The organism is Halotalea alkalilenta DSM 17697, assembly GCF_000621205.1.
GTDB classification, from domain to species: Bacteria; Pseudomonadota; Gammaproteobacteria; order Pseudomonadales; family Halomonadaceae; genus Halotalea; species Halotalea alkalilenta.
Window position 1 is genome coordinate 83,830 of sequence record NZ_KK211226.1, and the last position, 11,832, is coordinate 95,661.

General features: G+C 66.0%; 11 protein-coding genes. 9 read left to right on the plus strand and 2 right to left on the minus strand.

From position 1 onward, the window contains the following. Positions 1 to 2: 2 nt before the first annotated feature. Both Q376_RS0109605 and Q376_RS22120 read right to left on the minus strand, forming a co-directional pair. Complete coding sequence (locus tag Q376_RS0109605; RefSeq protein WP_027350129.1) at positions 3 to 428, minus strand: GlcG/HbpS family heme-binding protein; 426 nt, start codon at positions 426 to 428, stop codon at positions 3 to 5. Beyond that, entirely contained in the window at positions 425 to 1,582 is a 1,158-nt protein-coding gene (locus Q376_RS22120; RefSeq protein WP_043447219.1) for an ABC transporter ATP-binding protein, read from the minus strand. The genes Q376_RS0109605 and Q376_RS22120 overlap by 4 nt, the downstream gene beginning before the upstream one ends. Positions 1,583 to 1,877: 295 nt before the next feature. Here Q376_RS22120 and Q376_RS0109615 point away from each other — a divergent pair, with 295 nt between their 5' ends. The 9 genes from Q376_RS0109615 to Q376_RS0109655 all read left to right on the plus strand — a co-directional run bounded on the left by Q376_RS0109615 (position 1,878) and on the right by Q376_RS0109655 (position 11,639). Continuing rightward, positions 1,878 to 2,315 (plus strand): RidA family protein, encoded by a 438-nt coding sequence (locus Q376_RS0109615; protein WP_027350130.1) that lies wholly within the window; start codon positions 1,878 to 1,880, stop codon positions 2,313 to 2,315. Continuing rightward, entirely contained in the window at positions 2,312 to 2,983 is a 672-nt protein-coding gene (locus Q376_RS0109620; RefSeq protein ID WP_027350131.1) for a DUF1028 domain-containing protein, read from the plus strand. The genes Q376_RS0109615 and Q376_RS0109620 overlap by 4 nt, the downstream gene beginning before the upstream one ends. Positions 2,984 to 3,019: 36 nt before the next feature. Further along, on the plus strand, positions 3,020 to 4,168 hold the full coding sequence (gene argE, locus Q376_RS0109625) for an acetylornithine deacetylase (protein ID WP_027350132.1): 1,149 nt from the start codon (positions 3,020 to 3,022) through the stop codon (positions 4,166 to 4,168). A gap of 54 nt (positions 4,169 to 4,222) precedes the next feature. After that, positions 4,223 to 5,155 carry a LysR family transcriptional regulator gene (locus Q376_RS22125; protein ID WP_052365113.1) on the plus strand — a complete coding sequence of 311 codons (933 nt, stop codon included), beginning with the start codon at positions 4,223 to 4,225 and terminating at the stop codon, positions 5,153 to 5,155. A 188-nt stretch (positions 5,156 to 5,343) separates the two neighbouring features. Then, positions 5,344 to 6,048 (plus strand): class II aldolase/adducin family protein, encoded by a 705-nt coding sequence (locus Q376_RS0109635; protein WP_027350133.1) that lies wholly within the window; start codon positions 5,344 to 5,346, stop codon positions 6,046 to 6,048. 78 nt (positions 6,049 to 6,126) lie between these two features. Continuing rightward, a complete protein-coding gene (locus Q376_RS0109640; RefSeq protein ID WP_081803487.1) occupies positions 6,127 to 7,245 on the plus strand; it encodes an ABC transporter ATP-binding protein in 1,119 nt (372 codons plus the stop codon). Between the two features lie 95 nt (positions 7,246 to 7,340). Then, positions 7,341 to 8,414 (plus strand): ABC transporter substrate-binding protein, encoded by a 1,074-nt coding sequence (locus Q376_RS0109645; protein ID WP_027350135.1) that lies wholly within the window; start codon positions 7,341 to 7,343, stop codon positions 8,412 to 8,414. A 63-nt stretch (positions 8,415 to 8,477) separates the two neighbouring features. Beyond that, a complete protein-coding gene (locus tag Q376_RS0109650) occupies positions 8,478 to 9,815 on the plus strand; it encodes an LLM class flavin-dependent oxidoreductase (RefSeq protein WP_211266640.1) in 1,338 nt (445 codons plus the stop codon). Between the two features lie 60 nt (positions 9,816 to 9,875). After that, the gene (locus tag Q376_RS0109655) at positions 9,876 to 11,639 is read left to right on the plus strand and encodes an ABC transporter permease subunit (RefSeq protein WP_027350137.1); all 1,764 of its coding nucleotides are present in this window, start codon (positions 9,876 to 9,878) and stop codon (positions 11,637 to 11,639) included. Positions 11,640 to 11,832: the final 193 nt, after the last annotated feature.

Consider the following 11,832-nt stretch of genomic DNA (forward strand, 5'->3'; position numbering starts at 1 on the left):
GGTCACTGGGCCGCTCCTTGGCTCAGTGCCATCGCGCCGGCTCTCGCTACCTGGACGTCCTGCGCCCCGGAACCCGAGCCCACCCCGATGCCCCCCACGCAGTACCCGTCGACCAGCAGCGGCTCGCCACCCTCGAGATTGGTCAATCGTCCACCTGAGGCGATCGCTAGCTTGAGTTCCAGGGCGTCATCCAGCCTCCCCGTGGGGCAGCGATGGGAAGCGGCGCTGATCGCCTTGGAGATGGCGGTTTCGCGTGACAGCAGCTTGGCACCGTCCATTCGCACGAAGGCGACCAGGTTGCCGCCCTCATCGACCACTGCGATGTTCTGTCCCACACCTATCGCCTCGGCCTCGTCCATCGCCGCTTGCAGCACGCACAGCGCACCAAAGTGAGTAAGGCGAGGAGCAGGGTCGATCTCACGGCTCATGCCTGTGCCTCCTCGCTCTCACGGGCGAAAGCCCTGGCGTCTTCACCCGGCAGCTCCAGGCCTACACCCGTCCCGGTGGGAAAGTTCTCGAGCGCTCCGAGCCCGGCCACGCGAACGGTGAGCGGTCGCTCGAGTCCACTGTCCGGTGCGTTGACGAAGACATCGACGTGATCGCCCTGGAATACATGGCCAACCACCGTGCCGGTCAATGCGACGCCGCCGCTCAGCGCGATCAGCCGGATGTTCTCCGGGCGCACGTAGAGCTCGACCGCGTCGCCTACCTCTGCCGAAATCGAATCCAGCGGTAGACGCAGGCTTCCGGCGCCGAACTCGATGACCCCTGAATGTTCGTCGTGCCTGGCATACCTGGCTGGCAATACGTTCACTTCGCCGACGAAGGTAGCGACGAACGGGTCGCTCGGACGCCGATAGATGTCGCTGGGTGGCGCGAGCTGGCGAACCTTGCCGGCGGACATCACCACCACGCGGTCGGACATCGACAGTGCTTCGCCCTGGTCGTGAGTGACGAATATCGTGGTCACACCCAGCTTGCGCTGGATCTCTTTCAGTTCCTGCTGCATGGAGAGGCGCAGGTTCTTGTCCAGCGCCGAGAACGGCTCATCGAGCAGCAGGACTTTGGGGCGTATCACCAACGCTCGTGCCAGTGCGACCCGCTGCTGCTGTCCGCCGGAGAGCTCCTTGGGGCGACGTTTGCCGAAGGCTTCGAGCTTGACCAGCTTTAGCGCCTGAGCGACACGCTCCTCCCTCTGCGCTTTCGGCACACGCCGCATGCGCAGCCCATAGCCGACGTTGTCGGCCACGTTCATATGGGGAAAGAGCGCGTAGTTCTGGAATACGATCCCGATGTTGCGCTGGTATGGCGGTGTATCGGTCACCAGTTGACCGTCAATGAAGATTTCACCGCCGTCGGCTTCGGCGAACCCCGCGATGAGATTGAGCAAGGTGGTCTTGCCGCAGCCGGACGGCCCCAGCAGGGTCAGAAATTCGCCCTGGAAGACCTTCAGCGAGACTCGATGCAGCGCGACGGAATCGCCGAACCGCTTCATCACGCCATCCAGCCGCACGGCGATCCGGGGAGATGCACCCGGTCCATGGGTCGCCGGGGCTATGGCGTCGATCAGGGCTTCTCTCATGGTTTCCTCTGCTCGCAGCGCTTGGCATGTCCTTACGCGATGCCATGAGCATACCGATCGAGCCACAGCGCGTGGTTAGCGCTTCTCGAAGGTATGGTTTGGAAAAGTGAAAGCAGTGGCCACCGGGACTGGTTTTGATTCATTGAGGGAAAAGCCCGGGTAAAGTGAATTTATTCCCCTTTCCCAAGCAGGTAAGTTCGAAAGGCATGCGCTCCCTCGCCGCAGAGGGAGCGCGTCGACCCATTGACGCCCCGTCATCTTCCAGATGACCAATCATCCATGGTGGACAAGACAGATGCCCCAGCCGACCCATACTCGGATCCGGATGTTCAATACCCGCGAGACCTATCCCAACCAGACGCTGGACAACGACCTCTGCCAGGCGGTGCGCGCGGGCGATACCGTCTACGTGCGCGGCCAGGTCGGTACCGACTTCGAGGGCCGGCTGGTCGGCCTCGGCGATCCTCGCGCCCAGGCCGAACAAGCGATGAAGAACGTCAAGCAGCTGCTCGAGGAGGCGGGAAGCGATCTCTCACATATCGTCAAGACCACCACCTACATCACCGACCCGCGCTTTCGCGAGCCGGTCTACCAGGAGGTCGGCAAGTGGCTGAAGGGGGTGTTCCCGATCTCGACCGGGCTGGTCATCGCCGGCCTCGCCCAGCCCGAGTGGCTGATGGAGATCGACGTGATCGCGGTGATCCCACGTGAGGGCGAGGGGACGACGCCATGACCTTCTCGATCGCCGCGCGCTGCGCGCGTACCGGGGAGCTCGGCTGCGCGGTGGTGTCGTCGAGCATCTGCGTGACCAGCCGCTGCGCCTTCGTTTCGCCGGACGGGGCGGTGCTGACCCAGAACGTCACCCAGCCGGCGCTCGGGCTCCAGGCCCTTGCGCTGCTGGCCGAGGGCCTCGACCCACAGCGGGCGATAGCGCGCCTGCTGCAGGACGAACCCTATCCCCAGTGGCGACAGCTGTCGGTGATCGACGCGCACGGACGCAGCGCCGCGTTCGACGGTGAGCGCGCGCTCGGTGTGGTCGGCCGCAGCCTTGGCCAGGACTGCCTGGCCGCCGGCAACCTGCTCGCCGATGCGGGGGTGCCCGAGGCGATGGTCGCCGCCTTCGAACGCTCGACCGGTGCGCTCGCCGAGCGGCTGGCGGTGGCGCTCGAAGCGGGACTCGCCCACGGCGGCGAGGCGGGGCCCGTGCACTCGGCGGGGATCAAGGTCGCCCGGCCCGGCTATGCATGGCCCGTGGTCGACCTGCGGGTCGACTGGAGCGATGCGCCGATCGCGGGCGTGCGCGAGCTCTGGACGCGCTATGCGTTGGAGGTGGAAGATTACCTGACCCGCGCCAACGCTCCCGATGCCGCGCCGAGCTACGGCGTACCGGGAGATGATTGAGCGGCTCACAGCGAACAAAACCACAACGGAGCTTCCATGCAAAGCCGCGCCCTGCTCGAACGCTTGATCAGTTTTCCCACCGTCAGCCGCGACTCCAACCTCGCATTGATCGAGTTCGTCCGCGGCTATCTCGCCGGGTTCGGGATCGAAGCCGAACTGATCGAGAGCGACGACGGCCGCAAGGCCAACCTCTGGGCGACCATCGGTCCTGAGGATGTGGGTGGCGTGGTGCTCTCCGGCCATACCGACGTGGTGCCGGTCGATGGGCAAAACTGGAGCGTCGAGCCGTTCGAGATGAGCGAAAGCGACGGGCGCCTCTACGGGCGCGGCGCGTGCGATATGAAGGGCTATCTCGCCTGCGTGCTGGCAGCGGTGCCCAAGTTCCTCGAGGCGCCGCTGAGCCGGCCGATCCACCTCGCCTTCTCCTATGACGAAGAGGTCGGCTGCCTTGGCGTGCGCAGCCTGATCGAGGCGCTGGAGCGACGCCCGGTCAAACCGATCGCCTGCATCATCGGCGAACCCACCGAGCTGCGCCCGGTGCTCGGCCACAAGGGCAAGCTCGGGGTGCGCTGCCGCGTCCACGGCGCCGCCTGCCACTCGGCCTACGCGCCACGAGGCGTCAATGCGATCGAGTACGCGGCCAAGCTGATCCAGCGCCTCGGTGAGATCCAGGCTCGGCTCGCCGCGCCAGAGCGCCGCGACGAGCGCTTCGATCCGCCCTTCTCCACCGTGCAGACCGGCGTGATCGAAGGCGGCAACGCGCTCAACATCGTCCCCGCCGAGTGCCGCTTCGACTGGGAGGTGCGCGCGCTGCCGGGCTTCGATCCGCGCGAGGTCGAGGAGGAGCTGAAACGCTACGCCGACGAGGATCTGGTACCGGCAATGCGCGCGGTGGCCGAACGGACCAGCATCGAGTTCGAGCCGCTGCAAGCCTATCCCGGCCTCGGCACCGACGCCGACAGCCCGGTGGCGCGGCTGATCCAGACCCTCACCGGTCGATCCGACTTCGGCACCGTGCCCTACGGCACCGAGGGCGGGCTGTTCGACCAGGCCGGCGTGCCGACGGTGGTCTGCGGCCCCGGCTGCATGGACCAGGGCCACAAACCCGACGAATTCATCGAGATCCACCAGCTCGAGGCCTGCGACGCAATGTTCGAACGCCTCGCTCGACACCTCTCGAGCTGATCGTCTTGCGCCGCGCCCAGCGCGCGGCAACTGCCCCTTCACCGCGGACTCGCCATGGCCCACGCCACGCTCAAGCAGCTGCGCTACTTCGTCGTCGCAGGCGAGCTCAAGAGTGTCACCCGCGCCGCTGAGCGGCTGCACGTTTCCCAGCCGTCGATCTCGGCGGCGATCGCCCATATCGAATCGATCGCGGGGGTAGCGCTGTTCGTCCGCCATCATGCCCAAGGGCTTTCGCTCACCGCCGCGGGCACCCAGCTGCTCGCCCGCGCACGTGCGCTGCTGCAGGACGCGGACGGCGTGCTGCAGTTCGCGGTGTCACTCGGGGAGGAGATCGCCGGCCCGCTGCGAATGGCGGCCTTCCCAACCTTCGCCCCGGTGATCGTGCCGGGGCTGATGCATGATTTTCTCGAACGCTACCCGAGGGTCTCGCCCCAGTGCGACGAGGGCCATCAGGTCGAGATCATCGATGGCCTCCACCGCGGCACCTATGAGCTCGCCTTCGCCTATGACCTGGCGGTGCCGGATGATCTGCGCTTCACTCCCCTCTACCTCCACCATCCCTATGCAGTGGTCGGGCTCGATCATCCGTTGGCCTGCCGCGAGCAGGTCTCGCTTGGGGAGCTCGCCGAGCACGATATGGTACTGCTCGATTGGCCGCTGAGCCGTGACTACTTCCTAGGTCTTTTCTCCGCGGAAGGCTGCACACCCAGGGTCGCCCACCGCGCCACCTCGCTCGGCATGGCGCGCGGCCTGGTCGCCCACGGCTTCGGCTTCTCGCTGTTCAACGTGCCGCTCGGCAGCGATGTCGCCTTCGATGGCCGGCGGCTGCGCGCGGTGCCGCTGGTGGAGGCCGCCCGCCCGCTGCGCATAGGCATCGCCACGCTCGACGGCATCCGCCTTGCCCCTGCCGCCGAGGCGATGCGCCGCTTCGCGCTCGAACGTGCCGAGCGCAGTGGAATGGCGAACGGCATATCGGGGCTGGATTGACCATGCCACCGGGGTTGGATCAGTAAATCCGCCGCATTGGTTCAGGACAAAATATCTCGATCGCCCCGCCGCGCGATTGGCGCGTGCCGCTGCACCGTATAGGCTGAAATCAGCGTCACGGCGAGCTCCTGCCCTGTGGGGCAAAGCCTTCCTCGAAAACGATAATGCCAAAAACGAAGAGCGTCCGGATGACCCAGTTCAATGAAGCCCAGCTGCGCGATGATCTCGCTGCCTCGTTTCGCATCATCGCCCACCTCGGCATGCACGAGGCAGTGGCCAATCACTTCAGCGCCTCGCTGAACGAGGCGGGTACGCGGTTCCTGATCAATCCCAAGTGGCGCCACTTCTCGCGCATCGGTGCCGATGACCTGCTCGCCATCGATATCGACGACCCCGAGAGCCGCGCCCAGCTCGATCCCACCGCCTGGGCGCTGCACAGCCAGCTGCACCGGCTGCACCCCCACGCCCGGGTGATCATGCACCTGCATCCGATCCATACCACCGCGGTCGCCTGCCTGGCTGAACCAGCGGTGCCGCCGATCGACCAGAACACCGCGCGCTACTTCGACCGCATCGCGGTGGACAAGATGTACGGTGGCATGGCCGACAGCGAGGCGGAAGGCGAGCGCATCGCCCGCCTGCTCGGGGACAAGACCCGCCTGCTGATGGGCAATCACGGGGTGCTGATCGTCGCCGACACCGTCGGCGAGGCCTTCGATGACATCTACACGCTGGAGCGCGCCTGCCAGATCCTGGTCAACGCCCGCGCCCTCGGCGCACCGCTCAAGGTGCTCGACGACGAAGTGGCCGAAGCCACCGCCAGGGACTGGGAAGGCATCCGCGACTTCTCGATCGCGCATTTCGAGCAAATGAAGCTAGTGGTCTCCGGCTGATCCGATCAGCGGCACCGTACGACAAAGACAACGATAACGGACAGCGCAACTCCTAGTGCATCGAGGTCCCATTTCTCCATGAACGATCACGGCAGCGCCTGCGTGCGTGACAGTCAGGCTTTTCCCTCTCGCGCCACCGGCGACGCAGGGCAGTCGAACAAACTGCGCGCCGAAAGGTTATCCAAGCGCTATGGCGACTTCACCGCCTTGGACGAGCTCGACCTGGAGGTACGCAACGGCGAGCTGCTGACCCTGCTGGGCGCTTCCGGCTCGGGCAAGACTACGCTGCTGCAGGTGATCAGCGGCTTGGTGGCACCGAGCACGGGACGCCTTTTGATCGACGGCACGGATATCACCCACACGCCGCCCCATCGCCGCGACATCGGCGTGGTGTTCCAGAACTACGCCCTTTTCCCTCATCTGAGCGTGGCGGAGAACGTCGCTTTCCCGCTACAGATGCGCAAGCTGCCGGCCGCCCAGCTGCAAAAGCGCATGCGCGACGCCCTCGAGATGGTCGGCCTAGGCGCGCTGGAGAAACGCTTTCCCCACGAGCTCTCCGGCGGCCAGCAGCAGCGAGTGGCGCTGGCCCGATGCTTCGTCTACCGCCCATCGCTGATCCTGATGGACGAGCCGCTCTCGGCGCTGGATCGCAAGCTGCGCGAGTCGATGCAGATCGAGATCAAGCGGCTTCATCGAGAGAGCGGCGCGACCATCGTCTTCGTCACCCACGACCAGGAAGAGGCACTCGCACTGTCCAACCGCATCGCCCTGATGAGCGAGGCGCGGATCGTACAGATCGGCACGCCGCAAGCGATCTACGAGACCCCCAGCTGCAGCCGAGTGGCCGAGTTCATCGGACTGTCGAACCTGCTGAAAGGCGAGATCGTGGAGGGCCATCGACTGCGGACCTCGGAAGGCACCTTCACCATGCCGGCCCAGGCCAGCGCGCGGGCAGGCAGCACCGGCGCGTTGATGATCCGCCCGGAGCACATGCATCTGCTCCCGCATGGCCAGGGGCTGGTGCAGGCCCAGGTGGTCGAGACCGTGTACACCGGCGCCGATACCCGGGTGCTGCTGAAGACCACCAGCGGCATGACGCTGACGGCGAGGCAGGCCGCCGGCAACAGGCCCCTGCGGGTAGGCGAGCCCGCCTCGCTCGCCTGGCGACCGGACGACAGCCACTTCCTCGCCGACTGATGCGACCGGTTCGTCTTCGCACAGGGTCAGGGCGTGCCAGCACGGCTTGGCCAAGCACCACGTTGAACCACCACCCGTACCTGGAGAGAAGAAACATGTCTGCGATCAAGGGGATAAGTCGGCGTTCGGTACTCAAGGGCGCCAGCGCCGCCGCCGCGGGCCTTGCCATGCCGATGGTCTGGACCGGCAATCGCGCCTTCGGCGCCGAGCGCATCACGGTCTCGGACGTCGGAGGTGCGGTGGGCGATGCGATCAAACAGGCTTTCTACCTCCCATTCGAGCAGGAGACCGGCATCCAGGTGGTCGGCGTCGCCCACGACCCGGATCCGGTGACCCAGTTCAAGCTCTTGGTCGACGCCAAGAGCTACATCTGGGACGTCGCCATGGTCACCCAGGATCACGTGGTTCGCCTGACCACCCCCGACAACTACCTCGAGCCGCTGAACGTTCCCGCGGAAGAAGCCGCCGACCTGCTGCCGGGCATGCTGACCGACGACTGGATGGGCTTCTCGGTGTTCGGCATCGTCATGGCCTATCGAACCGACACCATGAGCGAGCACCCGCCGACTGGCTGGCGCGACTACTGGGACAGTGCAGCGTTCCCGGGTCGCCGCGGGCTGTACAAGAGCCCCTGGGGGGTGCTCGAGATGGCCTTGATCGCCGATGGGGTCTCACCCAAAGCGCTCTACCCGCTCGATGTCGACCGGGCCTTCGCCAAGCTCGACGAGATTCGCCCGGATGTCGCCGTCTGGTGGGGGAGCGGTGCGCAGAATACCCAGACCCTGCAGAACGGCGAGGTCGACCTCTCCGACACCTGGACCAGCCGCGCATCGACCGCGATCGCCTCCGGCGCACCGGTGAAGATCGTCTGGGACGGCCTCTACTCGGTGGACGGCTGGTCGATACCCGCGGGCACGCCGCGCGCCGATCTCGCCCGAGAGTTCGTGCGCTTTTGCATGCGCCCCGAGCAGCAGGCCATCTATGCCTCTCTGTCCAAGAACGGGCCGAGCAATACCAAGGCCTTCGAGCATATCTCGCCGGAGCACGCGGCGGTGATGCCCACCGCGCAGGAGAACTTCCAGCGCCTGGGCGAACTCGACTCCGCCTGGTGGGGAGAGAACTACGACGCCATGGCCGAGCGGTTCCAGGAGTGGCTGCTGCTGGGCTGAGGCCCGAGACACGCCGCGTGGAAACGCCGCGCAGCGGTTCGATTCATTGCTAGGGAGACGAGCATGACCGCCCAGAAACACATGGCGCTGGCAGCCCTGGTCCAGGGCACCGGCGCCCACCCCGCGTCATGGCTGCAAACCGATACCCAGGACGACGCCTCGACCGATATCGAGCACTTCCGCCGCCTGGCGCAGCTCGCCGAGCGCGGCCGCTTCGACATCTTCTTCATCGCCGATACCCCGGCGGCGCGCACGGAGAACCTCCATGCGTGGAGCCGCTTCCCGATGTTCATGAACGTACTCGAGCCGATCACCCTGCTCGCAGCGCTCGCTGGAGCGACCAAGCACATCGGCCTGGGCGCGACCGCTTCGACCAGTTTCTTCGAGCCCTACAACCTGGCTCGTCAATTCGCCTCTCTCGACCATATCTCCCACGGGCGCGCCGCCTGGAACGTGGTCACCAGCGCCAACGACTATGCCGCCCGCAACTTCGGCCTGGACAAGCTTCCCCCGCACGACAAGCGCTACGACAAGGCTAAGGAGTTCGTCGAAGTGGTGGAGGCGCTGTGGGACAGTTGGGAGGACGACGCCTTCGTCAACGATCGCGAACAGGGCCTCGCCTTCCTGCCCGAGAAGCAGCATCCGCTCGATCACGACGGGGTCTACTTCAAACTGCACGGCGCGCTGAACATCGCCCGCCCCCCTCAGGGCAAGCCGGTCATCATCCAGGCGGGAGCCTCGGAGACCGGCAAGGAGTTCGCCGCACGCACGGCCGAGGTGGTGTTCGCCTCCGACCCGACCGTGGAGGCCGGCAAGCGCTTCTACGACGATCTCAAAGGGCGGATGGCCAAGTACGGGCGAAGCCCCGAGGAGATGAAGATTCTCACCGGCCTCTCCGTGGTCATCGGCGCTACCGAGGCGGAGGCCGAGGACAAATACCAGACCCTGCAGGGCATGATCCACCCAGACGTCGGCCGGATGCGGCTGGCCACCGACCTCGAGACCGACCTCTCCGACCTGCCGCTCGACGAGCCGATCCCCGAGCATCGCATTCCGCAGACCTCCAACCATCATCGTGCCTACTTCGACCACATCGTGCGCATGATCCGTGAGGAGAAGCTGACCCTTAGGGAGATGTGCATGCGCTACGAGCGCGGCAACGTCACCTTCCGCGGCACCCCCGTCCAGGTGGCCGATCACATGCAGGCGTGGCTCGACGCCGGCGCGGCGGACGGCTTCATGATGATCTTCCACACCATGCCCGGCGGGATGCGGGACTTCATCGACCAGGTGGTGCCGATTCTCCAGCAGCGTGGGCTGATGCGCACCGAATACGAAGGCAGCACGCTGCGCGAGAACCTCGGCCTGAAACGGCCCGAGAATCGCTACGTCGCGGGCTGACGATCATCGCCGAAGGTCCGCCGGTGGCGGGCCGCTCGCGCTCGGGAGGAGGATGACACCATGGCGGACATAGCCGTCGATTCAAGCACGCGCGCGGCACGCAAAGGCGGTCGCTTTCGTCCCAGCGCGCTCTGGCTGACCCTGCCGGGCGCTCTGTTCCTGGTCGCGTTCCTGCTCGTCCCTTCTTTCCAGCTGCTCTCGCTGAGTGTCGAGGACCGCGCCACCGGCGCCTTCACCCTCGACGCCTTCATCCGCATACTCAATGGCGGTGTCTATACCCGGGTGCTGTTCAACACCTTCCTGATCGCCCTGCAGACCACCGTCGGCTGCCTGCTGTTCGGCTACCCGCTGGCCTATTGGCTGGCGCGCCAGTCGCAGCGCCGCCAGCGCCTGACCATGCTGTTCGTGCTGCTGCCGTTCTGGACCAGCGCCTTGGTCAAGAACTTCGCCTGGCTGGTGCTGCTCGGGCGCAACGGCAGCGTCTCGGCGCTGCTGGCCGCGCTGGGGATGGAGGGTGCGGACAGCCTGCTGTTCAACCACGCCACCGTGGTGTTCGCGATGGTCCACACCATGCTGCCGCTGGCGGTGGTGATCATGCTGCCGGTGATGAACCGGATCGACGCCAACCTGGCCAATGCGGCGGGCACGCTGGGGGCGAGCCGCGCGCAAGCGTTCTGGCGGATCTACTTCCCCCTATCGATGCCAGGTGTCGCCGCGGCCGGGGTGCTGGTATTCATCGCTTCGCTCGGCTTCTTCATCACCCCCATGCTGCTCGGGGGAGCGAGGGAGACGATGCTGGGGCAGTTGATCATCATGCAGATCAACCAGCTGCAAAACTGGCAGCTGGGCAGCGCGATCGCGGTGATGCTGGTCGTCACCGCGCTGGCGACCTGCTTCGTCTACGACCGTGTGTTCGGGCTTTCGGCGATATCCCAGGGTGGCGGCGGGATGTCCCACGGGCCGCTGCGGCGCCTCGGCCACTATCTGGCCGGACGCGCCGGCGATACCTGCGCAACGCTCGAGCTCCTCGCCGCGCGGCTCTTCGGCCAGGGGCGTCTCGATTGGATACTGTCCACCTACGCTTGGCTGCTCATCGCCCTGCTGCTGCTGCCGATCATCGCGCTGGTACCGATGGCGTTCACCGATTCGACGTTCCTGTCGTTCCCCCCGCAGCAGTACAGCACGCGCTGGTTCAGCGAGTACCTGAACTCACCGCTTTGGGTCTCCGCGACCCTGCGCTCCTTCGCCATCGGGCTCTCGACCGCGCTGCTCACCGTACTGATCGCAACGCTCGCCGCGCTTGGTCTGGCGCGAACCCAGAACCGCCTGTCCGGGCTGGTGTTCTTGCTGTTCATGGCACCGATGATCGTGCCGCCGATCGTCATCGCCATCGCGCTGTTCTATCTGTTCGCCAAGTTCTCGCTGGTCGCCACCGACCTCGGTATCGTCATCGGCCATACCGTGATCGCCCTGCCGATCACCTTCGTCATCCTCCTCGCCACCTTCAAAGGGCATGACTGGCGCTTGGAACAAGCTGCCGCCACGCTGGGCGCGAGCCCGTGGCGCACCTTGCTGCGCGTGACGCTGCCGCTGGTCAAGGGAGGACTGCTCGCGGGCCTGGTGACCGCCTTCCTGCAGTCGTTCGAAGAGCTCACCGTGGCGATGTTCATCGGCGGCGGAATGAAGACCACCCTGCCCAAGCAGATGTGGGACGACGTCCTGCTGCAGGTCAGCCCGATCCTGGCCGCAGCCTCGGTGGTGGTACTGCTGATCGTCACCACGCTGTTCTTCATACTCGAGCGAGCCCGCCCCGCCCAGCGGTAGGGCTCGAAACGGGAGCGCCCCCCGTTCGTCCCGAGCGGCGCCATACGCGCCAAGGCAAAGCACCCGCTCGGCAATCGGGGGCGCCAGTCGAGGGATCGTGCGGCAGCGGTGAGGCCATGGTTCGACTCGGCTCGTCCCTCGCCGGCTATCCGAGCATCCTGAGCGAGCGAAGCGAGCCGAAGGACACGAGCGG